This is a genomic window from Niallia sp. M35 (genome assembly GCF_050971705.1).
Taxonomy (GTDB): Bacteria; Bacillota; Bacilli; order Bacillales; family Cytobacillaceae; genus Niallia; species Niallia circulans_A.
In genome coordinates this window covers 345,373-360,650 of record NZ_JBPCEP010000003.1, presented here as the reverse complement: position 1 = coordinate 360,650, position 15,278 = coordinate 345,373, and the positions used below count along the sequence as shown (strand labels likewise).

The following is a 15,278-nucleotide window of genomic DNA, read 5'->3' as shown; positions in this document are numbered from 1 at the left end:
TAGATTTGTTTCAATTTAGAATATAAACATTATGCAAAAATAGAATGAAAAAGTGGTGTTTTCGTTGTTATTAAAACCGGAGTATGCCCAAAATATAATAGTCGGGGTAAAAACTTCTTCTCAATTCTCATGGTATCTAACAGAAAGAGATGTTTGGATACTAGATATAGTAAAATATAAAAAATTATATGAAAGAAATGGATTTAGTTTTGATATGGACTTTGCTCTTTCTCTAAGAAATAACATTTCAGTTGTAAATGAAAAGAATTATCGTCTCTATTTACAAGAATATACTGATTATACTTTTTATTGGGGACATAAAGTGTTTTCTGCACGCGCTAAAGAAAAGTATAGATTTATTTAAAGGAATAGTAGAAAAGGATGAAACCTATTTCTGGGAAAGTCAAAAAGGTCAAAAGGATATTGAAAATCACAAACCTAGAAAACGTGGTGGTTCTTCTACTGTCGGTATCCATAATGTGGAAATGGATTAGAGACTGGAATAGATGATGAAACTGCAAGAAGGCTGGATACCTTTATAAAAGATTCAAGAAGGTGAGAGAAGAATAGTGATGACACCAGAAGAATTTATTAATAAATGGGATTATATTAAGAATGGCCCACTGAACAAATTTAAAGAAGCAGATTTAATGAATACATATTTTTCGGATGAAGTTAAGAGGTTTTTGTCTATAGGAGGTCTACCGGAGACTCCACCGCCGTATTTGGAATTTACTACGTCCCAATTTAGACCTATTACCGATGTATTTGATATGCCAGAAGAGTTTCAAAAATATTGGTTTTTAGGGTCAACTGGTTCGGGGAATCCAATCTGTATAACGGAGAAGGATGAAAACATAGTGTCACTTACTAATGGGGATAATTATAAAGTGATATTTGTTAATTCATCTCTGAATCAGTTTGCAGAATGTATATTAGCTTATGTATCCATGATTGATAAAGCAATAGAGATTAACGGAGAGGATGCCTATATTGATAACGATATACCTAAAGTAGTAATGGAGTGGCTAAAAGGGGAACTAGAGAAAATTGATAGTAAGTGTATGGAAGCAGGATTCTTTTGGTCTACTGAGTTTGAAAATCTATTTGTATAACCTCTCGCGTATGGGAAGATCCTTAAAATATAAGAGCTTTAAATTAGACAGAAGTCTTCAAACCCACACCAAACTTATATAAAAAGAGTCAATTAGTGTAATGCCAAGGAGATAAACTGTTAGGTAAGCAATTTAATTCTTTGATAATTTTAGAGAAAGAGAAATGGGATAATATAGGAAATGATAACCTTACAAAGGAGTTTAAAAACCAAAATATTTCAAGGATGTTAGAGGGAAGTACTTCTATTGTAGAACATGGTGGTAAACATAAATCATATATACTTACATAAAAGCATATAGACAAGGGTAGAGAAGTGTTCAAACTTGATAATTTAATGATAACTTCATCAAAAATACACTAAAATATTTGAAAACCTGTTTATCAATTTGGAAAGAAAGGGCAGTAATTTAGGAATGGTAGAAAAATGAGTGAAAAGTTATCTAAAGATGAGTTAGTTGAACTAGTAAAAAAAATATGTAATCCTAAGCAGTCAGATGAAAAGGTAAGTGAATATATAGAAATTTTGGAAGAAAATGTTCCTCATCCTGCTCCGAGTGACTTAATTTTTTGGAATGATGAGGATTTATCTCCAGAGGAAGTAGTAGAGATTGCCTTTGCACATAAAGAAGAGAACTAATCGGTAAAGGGGGTGATTGCATCGCAAAAGCCCCATACAATGATTTGATTAATATAGAGGCTAAGCGTTACAGTATTCCTAAATGGCATAACATGTTATGAAGTTATCAGAAATATTCTAGTATCTACACAAGGCCAAGCAAGAGGTGGATATAGCATTGCATTTGAAACGATGAAGAAGACGAAACAAGGTAATCGAAAGCGATATGACATCGGCCATTATTTTTAAATATTCCTAAAGTTATAGATAAGCAAAATAGACCTATTCCATGGGCTTCTGGAAATCCTCCCTTACGCGTTCCTAGGAAAAATTCACTAGAGTTAATGGGGTTACCCGGCTCTATAAGTTGGCTAGGTTATCAAGCAAGATATAAAAATTCCTACTCCATAAAATAAACATCCAGTTATTAAAAATGGAAATGAATGACTCTGCAAATGGTGTATTTTTACCTATACTTTTTGGCGATGTTAGTAGCCTATCTAAATATAGAGGCTTTCAAAACGTTTATAACAATATTGTAAGAAAAATAGAAGAATTAAGGGAAAGGTGGTTATCTAAATGAAATTGGGTGAAAACACTCAATTAGTAGAAGAAGTAATGGATTTTATACGTCATAATAAGATGTTTAATATGAATAACTTTCATGTAAATAATTTAGAGGTAATAAATAATTTCAAGGAAGCACAAAACCTTGCTTGGTCTCAGGACTCAAGTGAAGTTGATACTGTATGGGAAAATGTTAAATCACAGGAAGCAGGAAGTATTGTTCAACAGGTATATGATTTGGATTTAGTAACTGAACAAGATGATTTATATGATTTTTTTAATGACTATAACAATTACTCGAACGACTTTCTTCCTTTTGATTATATTGATATTAATGAGGAAGTTGAGGGTGACCTCATGATGTGTGCATTAAATCGATTAGTTAATGGGAAAACAGACAATTTTTATGAAAAAATCTTTGAGATTTATAAGCAAGGAGGGTGGCCGTGTGGGTGGAAGGGGACATACCCGATTGGTGAAATTATTGTGTATGTGCCTTAAAATAAAAAAATTACAAATCTTGATTGGCAAAGTGCCTTTTCAAGTTTTTTTTATTTATAATAAATTAAACTGATATTTAGTGAAACAAAATGAAAATAATTTGTTTGAGAACGGAGAGCTTAGGATCCTAGTACCATCAAGGCATTATATTTTAAGTGGTTTGTGAAAATAAGACGATAATTAGGTGAGATAACATGGTACATGCAGGTGGAAGGGGTAAGAGTTGACTTTGAGAAAGGTGGTATAAAAGTAATGAACGATGGTGTATTTAATAATTTAGTTGAAGAGGTAATTCGGTTCTCAAAAAATTTCCAGAGCGAACTTACTAATAATATTACCAATAAAATTGTTATTATTAATGATATAAAAAAAGCAGAATATTTAGCGTATGATGAGATTTTTGGTGAGGATGAGTATAATTGGAAAGATATCAGAGAATTGGAAATGAGTGAAGTTTGGGAGACTTATTACGCAATGTCAGAAAAGGAAAAGCCTAAAGGATTGGAAGAATTATTAGAAGTTATTGCTGGTAATGTGAGCAAAAGCTCATGTAAATATAGTATGTTTTATAATGATGTTGTAGCAGACCTTACTAATTGTGCCATTAATCGAGCGGTAAACGGAAAGAATAACACTTTTTTTGAAGATTTGTTTGAGATATATCAACTTGGTGCCTTTCCTTGCGGTTGGAATGGTGCTTATCCAGAAGGAAAAATTATTGCTTATACATTGGATTAAAAATAAAAAATCAGAAAGAAAAATGCACGTCAACTTAGAAAATCAAGAGATTTACATGAGTAGAACTTAGTTTCAAAGGTTCCTCAATTTAAGTGTGGATATATTTAGTACTGAAGAGATTAAAGATTTAAGAACAACTATATCAGATGTCAATCCAAACGTGTTTATGTAGGAGGAAGCCCCGTTAAAGCACATGATAATTGTTAGCAGTAATAGATTAGAGGGTGGAGTTATGTCTCTGCCTCATGCTTTAAGACTAAAATAGGAGGCTACTATTATGGAAAAACAAGGGTGCGTTTCAGTTTGGTTAGGGAATATAAACGATGAGGACTCAATAGGAGAGTATGTTGATTTAAGTTATGATGAGGATGGCGAGTCTGTCCCATCCCAATTCTTTATCGATTTTAAGATTGATGTGGATGAAACAGATGAGGATACGATAGAAAAGGAAGTGTATAAGAATAGTAGTAGTGATATTGCAGCATTATTAGAAGGGTGTTCGTATGAAGAAATTGTCATCCCAAAAATCCAGAAAAGTATAAATCTAAAGAAATCATATAATGCTGTGATTTTAATATATAATTTTCAATATCAAAATGAAATTAGCTCAACAGATGATTTTGATTTTATTGCTGCAACAAATTATGAGTAAGATAAATTTTAAAGATATGGAGAATGGAATTAGTTAATGGTCAACTCAGAAATTACTTATCTCTTCTTAGTAGCCTTATGTTTTACACTTACTATATCAGAAGTCAAAAGAAGGAAATATAAAGGCACGGAATAATCTATGGTTTTTTGAAAGATATAACGACTTATATCATGCTAGGTCAACCGGAAACATAGCTAGTTAATCATTTTGTTTGAGGTTGAAATTAGCAATAGAACAATGAAAACTTTCTCATGAAAAGAAAGGATTTTCCAATTGAAATAAAGAATGTATTTAAGTAGATGAAATTTAAGTGAAGGTTTCCGATCAAAGGAAGAACTTTTTTGATAATAATTCAAATAAATAGTAACTAATTATGGGGCTGTTGTAATGGAAGATTTAAATTATGAAAGGAATATACATACATTTAAATATTTACTAGAAAACAATTAAATATATCAGGAGGGAAAATGAAAATACTAATTAGTCAACCAAAAATGGAAAACAGCTTACAGCAATTGACAAAAGAAATAGAACGTTTTCCCGAAGTCAATGTCATTCTATTTCCAGAGGGTTACTTTACTGCTGATTATATCGAAGAAGTATGTAATCTAGCGATAAAACATCATACATATATAGTTACAGGTTATAAAGATAAAAATAAGAAAGATAGAGCATTTATAGCCAATCGCGCGGGGAAAATAATTTTAGAAAGAGCAAAAACGCCTGAGAATGAAATATTATATACACCGTCTAAACAAAATTATTATGCAGAGAGATATTTCAAGGAGTAGTAGGTTTAGAGAATGGTAAGGTTGAGATCATTTTTAATCCAATAGGTGTTGGAATGTTTAGCGAGAAACAATACGAAGAATGGACATGTGAAGCAAGAAAAATAGCAATGAAAGAAAATGCTATCGTAGTCGGAACAAGTCATGCTGATGGTTCCTATAGAAATGGCGGTTTTTCTATCCCAATTGCTTACTGTTTTGATCAAGAGGGAAATGATTTATTGCTTTCTAAAGATGATATTCGCACTAGAATTTTTGATACAGAGACTAATAGTATAAAGATAGCAGAGTAATTAAGATAAAGATGGAAGAAGAAGGGGAAATTAACATAAATCCCAAGTTCCCTTCCGTAACTAAATTTCATTACATAATAAAAAAGTATATAATAAACACTTGCAAATCGTAATCATTTCGTTTTATTATAGAATAGTTATTACTTCATCAGAAATAACTAAAGTGGAAAGTTTAAATCGGAATGATGACGATTTGTTTATTGGGAGTGAGAGTATTGAATAATAAGAAAATCCCTGTTACTGTTTTAAGCGGTTATCTCGGGTCGGGCAAAACTACTTTGCTAAATCATATTCTATCCAATAGGGAAAGCCTAAAGGTGGCTGTGATTGTCAATGATATGAGCGAGGTAAATATTGACGCTTCATTGGTGAAACAGGGCGGTTTTTCAAGAACGGATGAAAAATTGGTGGAAATGCAAAATGGTTGCATCTGCTGTACACTTAGGGAGGATTTAATAATTGAAGTGGAAAAGCTTGTGCAATTAGGTGATATTGATTATATCGTAATTGAATCAAGCGGAATTAGCGAACCGATTCCGGTTGCGCAAACATTTACATATGTAGATGAGAGTGTAGGGATTGATTTATCGCGATTTTGTCAGTTAGATACGATGGTTACAGTCTTAGATGCTCATCGTTTTTGGCATGATTATGCATCTGGTGAAAGTCTTTTAGACCGAAAGCAAGCAGTGGGTGAAATGGATGAAAGAGAAATAGCAGATTTGTTAATTGATCAAATTGAATTTGCGAATGTCATTTTGTTAAATAAAACGGATTTAGTTTCGGAAAGCAAACTACAGGAACTGAAAGCAGTTATCCAAAAATTTAACCCAGAAGCCAAAATTATAGAAAGTGAATATTCCAGAATTCCTTTAAATCAAGTTTTAAATACTCAGTTATTTGATTTTGACGCTGCTAGTCAAGGTGCAGGCTGGATAAAAGAATTAAATGAAGAGCATATTCCAGAGACAGACGAATATGGAATTTCTTCCTTTGTGTATCGTAGCAATAAACCTTTTCACCCTGTGAGATTAATGCAGTGGTTGCAAGACTGGCCAGTTGAAGTAGTTCGGGCGAAAGGATTTATTTGGTTGGCTACGAGAAATGATATTGCCGGATTACTTTCCCAAGCTGGACCGTCCTTAACCATACAAGAAGCGGGCATGTGGATAGCAGCTTATTCGGAAAGCGAGCAGAAAGAAGTTTTAGAGGAAGATCCAGATTTACAAAAACGTTGGGATCCTCTTTACGGAGATCGCATGACAGAGTTAGTGTTTATTGGGATTGGCATGAATCAACAGCAAATGGAAGACGAGCTAGATGCTTGTTTATTGACTGATATGGAAATGAAAAAGGATTGGACTAAATTTATTGATCCACTGCCTGCGTTTTTTTGAGTAAAAAAATTCAATTTTATTAGGAGGAAGAAAAAATGAGAGTGAAAATTACTTTAGCATGTACAGAAACAGGAGATAGAAATTATATTACAACAAAAAACAAACGAAATAATCCAGACCGTATTGAGTTGATGAAGTATTGTCCGCGTTTAAAAAAGCGCACTTTGCACAGAGAAACAAAATAATTTTTTTATAGTTATTAAATCGTAATCATTTCGTTTTATATAATTCGAATGTATTGGAGGAAGTAGAAATGGCAAAAAAGTCGAAAGTAGTAAAAGAAAAAAAACGCCAAGCCATGGTTGAAAAATATGCAGCGCTTCGAATGGAGTTAAAAGAAAAAGGAGACTTGGAAGCACTTAGAAAGCTACCAAGAGATTCCTCACCGACCCGTTTGAAAAATAGATGTGAAGTGACTGGTAGACCAAGAGGGTACTTAAGAAAATTTAAAATGTCCCGTATTGCTTTTAGAGAATATGCCCATAAAGGACAAATTCCAGGAGTGAAAAAATCAAGCTGGTAATGAATAGAAAGAAAAGTCGTCAGCATATTGGTTTGACGACTTTTATCTACACAAAAAAATGGAGGAATAAGAAATGAATTCCGTTAATCCTGTATTAGTGCAAATTTTTTATCGAAGCGCGATTGCTAACTTGCCAGAAAAAAAACGGGAGATTTATCGATACATAACGAGTAAAGAAGAAGAATTAGAGAAGATAGCTGTAAGCGAGAAACAGTTTATGGAGCTGATGGTTAATCATTCCCCATTTAAAGAGGCGTCTAACTATTTTTCCCTCAGTATGTCAACAATTAAAGAGATTATGGGTGAGGCACAAGCGGAAATCGATTTAATGATTATGACCAGAATTAATCAAATGAGATGGATTAATTACTCCAAGACTGATAGAAAAGCGCGAAAAAATAAAAAATGGACATTTGTATTTGTCTCTTAATTTTGCCATAATGGCACTCTTATTTAAATAGATACGTTGGAATAACATACATAGCTACCATGCTTATCTGTTTTTTCACATTAACCTGGTATGTGTTTCATCCTTTACACTTTAAGCAAATAAGATAAGCGGGGCAGAAATTTATTTTGCTTCTATTTTATAGCTTAGCTTATGTTTGCTTAAAGTCGTCTGGACAATCAATGGATGCAACATAAATTTCATCTTTTGCAGGTTATTTCATTGGGGTATACAGAAAAGACCAGAAACTGTATTCTTAATATATAAGGTAAAAAAGATATTGGGTTTTGAAAAGGTGAAAAGTATGACAAACATTAAAGATCTAGCAAAGATGGCTGGTGTTTCTGTAACAACTGTTTCCCGTGTCCTTAATAATCATCCATATGTAAGCAAAGAAAAGAGAAATGCTGTATTAGCGGCAATTAAAGAAAGTAATTATGAACAAAATATTAATGCAGTTCATTTAAGTAAAGGAAAAACACAAATGATTGGTGTTGTCCTTCCTTTTTCTGACCATCCTTATTTTGCGTTGCTGCTAAAAGGGATAGCAAAACAAGCGCTGGAGAATAATTATAAACTTGTATTGTTTCAGACGGATTATATGGAAAGCAGGGAATTAGAGGCATTACAAATGTTGAAGCAAAAGCAAATTGACTCCCTCATCATTTGTTCGCGAACTTGCGAATGGTCTGTAATTCAAGAATATCTTTCCTATGGAACAATTGTTTTATGTGAAGACACAAAGGGGAAGGAAGTTTCTTCGACATTTGTTAACCAATATAAAATTTTCAAAGAAGCTTTAGCATTTTTACATAAAAAGGGGCATCAAAAAATCGGCTACTGTATTGGGAGAAAAACGGGTCCAAGCAGCCAATTACGTGCAAATGCCTATCAAGAGTTTCTTTTGGAACATCAACTTCCTTATTGTGAAGAATATATTATCGATCACTGTAATTACTTTGAAGATGCCAAAAAGGTGATGGATCATTTACTGCAAATGGATAATCCTCCGTCTGCTTTAATTGTGACAAGTGATCAAGTTGCAGCAGGAATTGTTATCTATTGTCAAAAACAAGGAATCAAAATTCCAGAAGAGCTTGCGATAATAGGTTATCATAACGAATCCATTGCAAGGCTGATGGAAATATCTACAATGGAAATTCCGCTTTTAGAGATGGGAAAGAACTTATTTCAACAAGCTATTAGCAAAGAAATATCGAAAGAAGAAATGTTTTTTCGGTTTATTGAAAGAACCACTGTATAAACAAGTTGTTCTTTAGCTGCAAATTAAAAACATCCCAAACAAGCATTTTGGGATGTCAGACTGTAGACAAACGCCTGGAAATTTGAGGTTTTGCCTATGGTCTTTTTTGTGACCTCTTCTAATAGGGTATTGATTTCCGCTACAGGGGTTCGCTTTCCATGGGGCGAGCGCCGAGCCGCTTCGTCGCATACGCTCCTGCAGGGTCTCGGACTTTCTCGCATCTCCCATAGGAGTCTCACCCCTTCCGCTCCAATCAACATGTTTTCATCAAGTTAGTCTAAAAATTTAACTGTTCTGGTTTAAAAATATAGGTAGATAATTTTAGAGGTGAAGTCATGCTTTCCAAACATTCTTCTATTCAAAGAAAACTTGCTTTAGATCACCCTCGACCTAAACAAGTTATCAAAAAATTTATGCAAAAAGAAAAGCGTGGTATGCGATGGACAACTTTATGGGGACTTAAAAAATTGTCTATGCAAGCGATGCTTAATCCATAAAGGCCAACTGGACTTGGATGAGTCTGGTAACTGCTTAAGAAGAGCATAAAGAATAAATCAAAATACAATAAAATAACGAAAAAGACCCTAAATTACAAAAGGGGTTCAGAATAAAAACATTCTGATTCCCTTTTGTCGACAAACTGTCACCCCAAGCAAGCATTTGGGATGTTTTTATATTTTGTATCTTGCCTCTTTACGATTTTGCTCTAATTAGAAGGAAAAAGGAACAAGTTTTATTTTTTGACTAGGTTTTAGTAAGGATAGAAGCGGTATATCTGCATCAATTACCTTTCCGATAACGTTGACTCGCTCATCTGCTGGAAGATCGCACAGGGTGATTTGTATTTCTCCGCGATAGCGTCCATAGAGGTCATTATCTCTTGTGATTGTGCCGGCTGGACGTGCTTCTGTGTTCTCTGGGTAGATATTCTCTAGACTTCTCGTACCTAGGAAGCGGAGAACATCACGGGAAAGATCAGGACGAAGTTGGAACTCGCCTTCTTGATAATCCTGGATACGGATGGAGACATAATGATGCTGATCAAAATCGATTAATTTATGAAGTAGTGCTTCACTTACTCCAGGATCACCAATGTAAACATCCTCAACCCCTGCTAGAAATAACTCTAATGCACCATGATATGGCTCTAAGTGCCGATGATTTTCCAATGTAGGCAGCCCGTCAAATAGAGGACCACGTTTTTCTTCATCACCTGGAATATATGCACTAATAGGTATTCCGAAGCGCTGGAAGATTTTATTTTGCGATTGAAAAAAAGAAAAGGATAATCCCGTTTCTTGTCTTGGATAGAAATTATGCCATGCTATCAATTGGTTGGCATTCAGACCAGCTTTTATAAGTGCAGACAAGTCCTCCTCTTGGAAAGCACTAGCATTAAGAGCCAATTTAAAATCTTGGGAAAGGGTTAAAATCATTTCATTATCAAAACCATCATCTAATCGAAGACCAATAACCCCTAGCTTCTTTAACTCCATTAAACTGTTTAATCCTAAATGACTAGGAGTTCTTAAGGAAACATCGGCAAAAACCTCTATTCCTGATTCAGCAGCTAGAGTCATAAGTGCTTTAGCTCTAGTCGCTAATTCTCCAGACTCCTCCGGAATATGGAGGGAGGTGAATGCCCGCTTTACTCCTAATTTTCCAGCGCGGGTAATTCGTTCTTCCGCTAAAGGATCCTTTAAATAAAAGGAAATGCCAATCATTCAAACTCACCAGCCATTTCATCTTTGAAGCCAAATAAATACGTAAAAACAAATCCAGCAGCATAAGCAATTAATACCCCTGCTAAATATAGAAACACTTGACCGGTAACAACAAGGAATGCAAGTGGGATACCAGATACGCCGATAGCTACAGTAGCAACTCCGAATGCAGCCTGAAACGCTCCGCCGATTCCAGCTCCCAAACATGCCGTTAAGAAGGGACGCCCTAGCGGAAGGGTAACACCAAATATCAATGGCTCGCCAATCCCAAGAATCCCTGCAGGAAGACCACCAGCAATAGCTCTCTTTAATCGTTTTTTCTTTGTTTTAAAGTAAATCGCAAACGCTGCACCTACTTGGGCAGCACCACCCATTGCAAGGATTGGCAGAAGAGGATCATTATCAATTGTATTAATTAACTCAAGATGTATTGGTGTTAACCCTTGGTGTAACCCAGTGACAACAAGGGGAAGGAAGGTTGCCCCAAGAACAAATCCTGCAACTACACCCCCCATTTCCAGTAAGGAGGTTAATCCTTTTGTAATGACATCAGAAATAAGACCGCCAAGCGGCATAAATATGAGATAAGTCAAGATACCAGTAAGCAATAAAGCGACAGTCGGCGTAATAAAAAGATCTAGTGAGGTTGGAACATATTTACGAACCTGTTTTTCAACTAATGCGATAAAGATTGCTGCGAATAGCACGCCAATTAGTCCGCCTCGACCAGGCAGTAAATCTGTGCCAAATAAATGAATCCCAGCAACAGCGGGGTTTATTATCAAAATACCGGCAATAGCTCCAAGCGCTGGCGAACCGCCAAATTCTTTTGCTGCATTTGTACCAACTAATATGCCGAGGTATCCGAATAATCCACTGCCAATCACAGATAAAATGATGGCAAGTTGTGATTCTTCTGCCAGCACACCGGCCTGGACAATGGCTTTTGTAATTCCTGTTATCAATCCAGACGCTACGAGAGCAGGAATTAAAGGAATGAAGATACTAGCAATTTTGCGCAAAAATAATTTAAAAGGTGTTGCATTTTTTTTGTTAATTTCAGCTTTTGTGCTTGCTGCCTTTTCTTTTAGATTAATCCCGCCAGCATCTTCGATTAATCTACTAAAGGCTTCTGTAACTTTATTTACTTTTCCAGGGCCAAGAATAATTTGCAGTGTTTCTTCAACTACAACTCCTAATACTCCATCCACTTTTTTTAATTCTTCTTTATTGATTAAGGAAGAATTTTTCGGTGTGACACGAAGTCTTGTCATACAATGTGTGTAGCTAACAATATTTTCAGGACCACCTAATTGTTCGAGAATCTTTTCTGCTAAAATTTTATTGTTTTCACCAGCCATCTTAAATTCCCTTCTCTCCACTATTATTTATTTTTGCACTCCTATCAAATGTGTCCAGGCACCATGTTGTTTCTAGATAGGAAAGACACATTTAAGCGAATGCTACTTTCCTTCTTTAATAAATTGAATAGCTTCTCTTGTTTTATCAATAGAGGTAATAGTGTCCTCATATTGAACTGTTGCCATTGAGAGAAACAAAATATCCATGATATATAGCTGAGCTAGACGTGACGATGTGGCTGCACTTCGAAAGGGAGCTTCAGCTGAATAGGAAGTAAACAGCTTTATATCTGATAATGATGCAACAGAAGATTGACCGTATTTTGTTAGACTGATTGTTTTTACACCATGTTTCTTGGCAAGTGACATGACTTTAATTACTTCGGGAGTTTCGCCTGAATGGGAGATTCCAAAGACAATATCATCCTTGCCTGCATTTCCGATTAATGTAGCGACAAGATGTATATCAGTAAAGGCAGTAGCGTTTTTATGAATTCGCAGAAGCTTTTGCTGAGCATCTTTAGCGATAATATTGGAAGCACCAATCCCAAAAAAATGAACATTTTTTGCAGCAGATATAGTGTGGACAGCGCGCTCCAATTCTTCATAATTAATTATTTCTTCAGAATCACGGATACTCTGAATGCTGTTACTAGTTGTTTTTTGAACAATAGAGTAGAAGGATTCATCTGGTTCAATATCGCGATATCCTTGTTCAAGGGGCTTCACTAAATCGCCAGCAATTCTAACTTTTAAATCTTGAAAGCCATTTAAGCCTAAGGATTTACAGAGTCGAATAACCGCGGCTCCGCTTGTACCTGCATGCGCGCCGATTTCATGAACGGTACTGTTTAAGAGCATATTTGGATTTTCTAGTATAAATGCAGCAATCTTTCGCTCGGAAGCGGGGAGCTGCTCCAACATGCTTTGAATAATTTTTAAACCACCTGCTACCACAATCTTAACCACCTTTTCAGATTACTTCTGAATTGCTTTTTTTACATAACCATTAGCATTTGCTAAAAGCTGCTCTGCTTCTTGCTTGCTTGAATTTGTTTTTAACATGACGATTGCTGTTTTGACTTGTAAGTTTGCCTCTTCCAATGTTTCTAATGCTTGTTCATAGGAGACATCTGCAATTTTGCAAATAATAGCGATTGCTCGTTCCTTAAGCTTTTCATTGCTTACATGAACATCTACCATTAAGTTTTCGTATGCTTTTCCTAGCAATATCATGGAGGAAGTGGAGATCATATTTAAAATCATTTTGTGTGCAGTGCCTGATTTTAACCGGGTTGAACCGGTAAGCACCTCAGGACCGACAATCACTTCGATTGCTTGCTCTGCTTCTTTACTGATGGCTGCATTTTTATTACAGGATAAGGCAATTGTTTTTGCTCCAACTGCTCTTGCATACTGCAATGCTCCGATAACATAAGGAGTCCTTCCACTGGCGGCAATACCAATCACCGTATCATTTTTTGAAAGACTTATAGCTTTTAAATCTTTGATACCAAGATCTGGCTGATCTTCTGCTCCTTCGACCGCTTTAAAAAAGGCTGTTTCTCCACCAGCGATCAGTCCTTGCACCATTTCGGGATCTGTACCAAATGTTGGTGGACATTCTACAGCATCGAGAACGCCTAATCTTCCACTCGTTCCTGCGCCCACATAAATAAGGCGACCGCCTTTTTGGAAGGATTCAAAAACGTATTGGACGGCTACCTCTATATCAGATAAGACTTCCTTGACTGCAAGAGCCACTAGTTGATCTTGTTCATTCATCAAACGCAATATTTCCATTGGTTCAGCCGTATCGATTTGCATTGTTTGCTCATTTCGAGATTCTGTTGTTAATAGCTCAAGCTTTTCTTCCATGGTAAATACTCCTTCTCCAAGTTTGTTTAGATTTGAAAACGATTTCCTTGAGATGATTATAATAAAACTAAAATGAAATTTCAATAATTCATAACAAATAATAAAATGAAATTTTATTTCAAGATGCTTACATAAAAGAAAAGACAATTGACTGAAACTTACTGTTATCCTTATACGTATGATAAGAGGAGGGGGTAAAAACATGATTTTCCGTTCGAAAGTAGATCGCTTCTTTATTATCATGTTGTTAGTCGTTATTTTTAGCATGGGGCTTGTTACGTTAGGTCCATTGTTTATAGAGAAGGAACGAACAATATTGCCCAGTATTATTATGAGTACCATTTTTATCTTATGTACTTCTTTTTTTGCATGGATTACATTTGGTATTAAGTATGTGTTTACCGATGAGTATTTACTAGTAAAAGGGGGACCTTTTCACAGTAAAATCCGCTATGAAAATATTACTAAAGTTGCTAAGACGACTGATATATTTACTGGTTTTCGACTTAACATGCGAACCAGCAATCGAAATATTTTACATGACAGCGAGCCTTGGCAGTGTAAAAATATCTCCGCAGAACGCTGAATTATTTTTAATAGAATTAGAAAATAGAATTTCAAAAAGAGGAAAAAACAATAATTAACGATAAGTTATTTTAACGATGGCGGTGGAGATGTGAAGAAGATAATATTAGTAGGCACTTTTCATTTTGCGGAAAATGCTGATATGATAAAAAGGAAAGACGAAGAGATCGAAGAATTAGTTCAATTATTAGCAGAATGGAGACCTTCCAAAATTGCCTTAGAATGGGATAAAAAAGATGAGCAGCTTCTTATTGAAAAATTTCATCAAGAAAGTAATCAATATTCTTCAGATGAGATTGAACAAATTGGTTTTAGATTAGCGAATAAATTACACCATGATAAGGTATATGGTGTAAATTGGGAAGGGGAATTAGTGCAAGAAGATGTTCAAAACCTATTTAATGAAATAAAGGAAAATTATCAAGAACTATCTGAAAAAATGGAAAGTTTAAATAAAGCTAGTCCCGTGTTGTCTGCAACAAGTTCATTAATAGAGGCATTTCGCCGATTGAATGAGAACGCATATATACATAGACTTGAGGATCTTTATTTATCTTTTGTCTTAGTTGAAAATAAACAGGGTGTAAAAATTGGTATTCCCTTTCTAGATAAATGGATGAAAAGAGAATTGTATATATTTAATAATGTGCTAGAGATTACAAAGGATAATGATCAAGATTGTATTTTGCTTCTTATTGGCAGTGACCATTTGTGGCTATTAAGAAAGTTTTTTGAAGGAATTGGCTGGGAAGTAATAAATCCTTTTTCCTATACAAACAAAATATAAGGGGCAGGAGGAATGTTTCATGTATTCAATAGAAGGCTTC

19 protein-coding genes and 1 pseudogene are annotated in these 15,278 nt (G+C 35.0%); 16 read left to right on the top strand and 4 right to left on the bottom strand.

The window, feature by feature from the left end:
* Nucleotides 1–304 precede the first annotated feature (304 nt).
* From NiCM35_RS05590 to NiCM35_RS05525, 14 genes and pseudogenes are all read left to right on the top strand, one after another.
* Nucleotides 305–488: pseudogene (locus tag NiCM35_RS05590) on the top strand (IS1595-like element ISSpps1 family transposase); the annotation flags it as partial.
* An 81-nt stretch (nt 489–569) separates the two neighbouring features.
* Nucleotides 570–1,115 (top strand): SUKH-4 family immunity protein, encoded by a 546-nt coding sequence (locus NiCM35_RS05585; protein WP_123257762.1) that lies wholly within the window; start codon nt 570–572, stop codon nt 1,113–1,115.
* Between the two features lie 425 nt (nt 1,116–1,540).
* Nucleotides 1,541–1,753, top strand: a complete 213-nt coding sequence (locus NiCM35_RS05580) for a bacteriocin immunity protein (RefSeq protein WP_371474300.1) — start codon at nt 1,541–1,543, stop codon at nt 1,751–1,753.
* A 558-nt stretch (nt 1,754–2,311) separates the two neighbouring features.
* The gene (locus NiCM35_RS05575) at nt 2,312–2,800 is read left to right on the top strand and encodes a cytoplasmic protein (protein WP_433778868.1); all 489 of its coding nucleotides are present in this window, start codon (nt 2,312–2,314) and stop codon (nt 2,798–2,800) included.
* Between the two features lie 252 nt (nt 2,801–3,052).
* Entirely contained in the window at nt 3,053–3,538 is a 486-nt protein-coding gene (locus tag NiCM35_RS05570; protein WP_095328978.1) for a hypothetical protein, read from the top strand.
* A 277-nt stretch (nt 3,539–3,815) separates the two neighbouring features.
* Complete coding sequence (locus NiCM35_RS05565) at nt 3,816–4,190, top strand: immunity 22 family protein (protein WP_433778866.1); 375 nt, start codon at nt 3,816–3,818, stop codon at nt 4,188–4,190.
* 467 nt (nt 4,191–4,657) lie between these two features.
* The gene (locus NiCM35_RS05560) at nt 4,658–4,981 is read left to right on the top strand and encodes a carbon-nitrogen hydrolase family protein (protein ID WP_235973328.1); all 324 of its coding nucleotides are present in this window, start codon (nt 4,658–4,660) and stop codon (nt 4,979–4,981) included.
* A 53-nt stretch (nt 4,982–5,034) separates the two neighbouring features.
* The gene (locus NiCM35_RS05555; protein ID WP_235973327.1) at nt 5,035–5,271 is read left to right on the top strand and encodes a hypothetical protein; all 237 of its coding nucleotides are present in this window, start codon (nt 5,035–5,037) and stop codon (nt 5,269–5,271) included.
* A 215-nt stretch (nt 5,272–5,486) separates the two neighbouring features.
* Nucleotides 5,487–6,668: a GTP-binding protein gene (locus tag NiCM35_RS05550; RefSeq protein WP_303984118.1), complete on the top strand. Its 1,182-nt coding sequence runs from the start codon at nt 5,487–5,489 to the stop codon at nt 6,666–6,668.
* Between the two features lie 35 nt (nt 6,669–6,703).
* Complete coding sequence (gene rpmG, locus NiCM35_RS05545) at nt 6,704–6,853, top strand: 50S ribosomal protein L33 (protein ID WP_016203575.1); 150 nt, start codon at nt 6,704–6,706, stop codon at nt 6,851–6,853.
* Between the two features lie 68 nt (nt 6,854–6,921).
* Nucleotides 6,922–7,191: a 30S ribosomal protein S14 gene (rpsN, locus tag NiCM35_RS05540; RefSeq protein WP_095328963.1), complete on the top strand. Its 270-nt coding sequence runs from the start codon at nt 6,922–6,924 to the stop codon at nt 7,189–7,191.
* Nucleotides 7,192–7,264: 73 nt separating this feature from the next.
* Complete coding sequence (locus NiCM35_RS05535) at nt 7,265–7,621, top strand: hypothetical protein (protein ID WP_095328962.1); 357 nt, start codon at nt 7,265–7,267, stop codon at nt 7,619–7,621.
* Between the two features lie 322 nt (nt 7,622–7,943).
* The gene (locus tag NiCM35_RS05530; protein WP_123257758.1) at nt 7,944–8,903 is read left to right on the top strand and encodes a LacI family DNA-binding transcriptional regulator; all 960 of its coding nucleotides are present in this window, start codon (nt 7,944–7,946) and stop codon (nt 8,901–8,903) included.
* Between the two features lie 335 nt (nt 8,904–9,238).
* On the top strand, nt 9,239–9,400 hold the full coding sequence (locus tag NiCM35_RS05525; protein WP_163186798.1) for a hypothetical protein: 162 nt from the start codon (nt 9,239–9,241) through the stop codon (nt 9,398–9,400).
* Nucleotides 9,401–9,613: 213 nt separating this feature from the next.
* On the opposite strand, the gene NiCM35_RS05520 is transcribed toward NiCM35_RS05525, so the two are convergent.
* From NiCM35_RS05520 to murQ, 4 genes are all read right to left on the bottom strand, one after another.
* Nucleotides 9,614–10,627 (bottom strand): MupG family TIM beta-alpha barrel fold protein, encoded by a 1,014-nt coding sequence (locus tag NiCM35_RS05520; RefSeq protein WP_095328960.1) that lies wholly within the window; start codon nt 10,625–10,627, stop codon nt 9,614–9,616.
* Complete coding sequence (locus NiCM35_RS05515) at nt 10,624–11,988, bottom strand: PTS transporter subunit EIIC (protein WP_433778861.1); 1,365 nt, start codon at nt 11,986–11,988, stop codon at nt 10,624–10,626. Before NiCM35_RS05515 ends, NiCM35_RS05520 begins: the two co-directional genes overlap by 4 nt.
* A gap of 102 nt (nt 11,989–12,090) precedes the next feature.
* Entirely contained in the window at nt 12,091–12,945 is an 855-nt protein-coding gene (locus NiCM35_RS05510; RefSeq protein ID WP_095328958.1) for a MurR/RpiR family transcriptional regulator, read from the bottom strand.
* 21 nt (nt 12,946–12,966) lie between these two features.
* On the bottom strand, nt 12,967–13,866 hold the full coding sequence (gene murQ, locus NiCM35_RS05505) for an N-acetylmuramic acid 6-phosphate etherase (protein ID WP_095322230.1): 900 nt from the start codon (nt 13,864–13,866) through the stop codon (nt 12,967–12,969).
* Nucleotides 13,867–14,068: 202 nt separating this feature from the next.
* On the opposite strand from murQ, the gene NiCM35_RS05500 reads away from it, so the two are divergent.
* Both NiCM35_RS05500 and NiCM35_RS05495 read left to right on the top strand, forming a co-directional pair.
* Nucleotides 14,069–14,452: a PH domain-containing protein gene (locus NiCM35_RS05500; RefSeq protein WP_433778859.1), complete on the top strand. Its 384-nt coding sequence runs from the start codon at nt 14,069–14,071 to the stop codon at nt 14,450–14,452.
* 90 nt (nt 14,453–14,542) lie between these two features.
* Entirely contained in the window at nt 14,543–15,238 is a 696-nt protein-coding gene (locus NiCM35_RS05495; RefSeq protein WP_371472175.1) for a DUF5694 domain-containing protein, read from the top strand.
* The last annotated feature ends 40 nt before the right edge of the window (nt 15,239–15,278 follow it).

Coding starts and splice junctions, on each gene's coding strand:
- NiCM35_RS05555 (WP_235973327.1), top strand. CDS start 5,035: ATGTTTAGCGAGAAACAATACGAAGAATGGACATGTGAAGCAAGAAAA.
- NiCM35_RS05570 (WP_095328978.1), top strand. CDS start 3,053: ATGAACGATGGTGTATTTAATAATTTAGTTGAAGAGGTAATTCGGTTC.
- NiCM35_RS05580 (WP_371474300.1), top strand. CDS start 1,541: ATGAGTGAAAAGTTATCTAAAGATGAGTTAGTTGAACTAGTAAAAAAA.
- murQ (WP_095322230.1), bottom strand. CDS start 13,866: ATGGAAGAAAAGCTTGAGCTATTAACAACAGAATCTCGAAATGAGCAA.
- NiCM35_RS05500 (WP_433778859.1), top strand. CDS start 14,069: ATGATTTTCCGTTCGAAAGTAGATCGCTTCTTTATTATCATGTTGTTA.
- rpsN (WP_095328963.1), top strand. CDS start 6,922: ATGGCAAAAAAGTCGAAAGTAGTAAAAGAAAAAAAACGCCAAGCCATG.
- NiCM35_RS05560 (WP_235973328.1), top strand. CDS start 4,658: ATGAAAATACTAATTAGTCAACCAAAAATGGAAAACAGCTTACAGCAA.
- NiCM35_RS05530 (WP_123257758.1), top strand. CDS start 7,944: ATGACAAACATTAAAGATCTAGCAAAGATGGCTGGTGTTTCTGTAACA.
- NiCM35_RS05565 (WP_433778866.1), top strand. CDS start 3,816: ATGGAAAAACAAGGGTGCGTTTCAGTTTGGTTAGGGAATATAAACGAT.
- NiCM35_RS05535 (WP_095328962.1), top strand. CDS start 7,265: ATGAATTCCGTTAATCCTGTATTAGTGCAAATTTTTTATCGAAGCGCG.
- NiCM35_RS05515 (WP_433778861.1), bottom strand. CDS start 11,988: ATGGCTGGTGAAAACAATAAAATTTTAGCAGAAAAGATTCTCGAACAA.
- NiCM35_RS05525 (WP_163186798.1), top strand. CDS start 9,239: ATGCTTTCCAAACATTCTTCTATTCAAAGAAAACTTGCTTTAGATCAC.
- rpmG (WP_016203575.1), top strand. CDS start 6,704: ATGAGAGTGAAAATTACTTTAGCATGTACAGAAACAGGAGATAGAAAT.
- NiCM35_RS05575 (WP_433778868.1), top strand. CDS start 2,312: ATGAAATTGGGTGAAAACACTCAATTAGTAGAAGAAGTAATGGATTTT.
- NiCM35_RS05520 (WP_095328960.1), bottom strand. CDS start 10,627: ATGATTGGCATTTCCTTTTATTTAAAGGATCCTTTAGCGGAAGAACGA.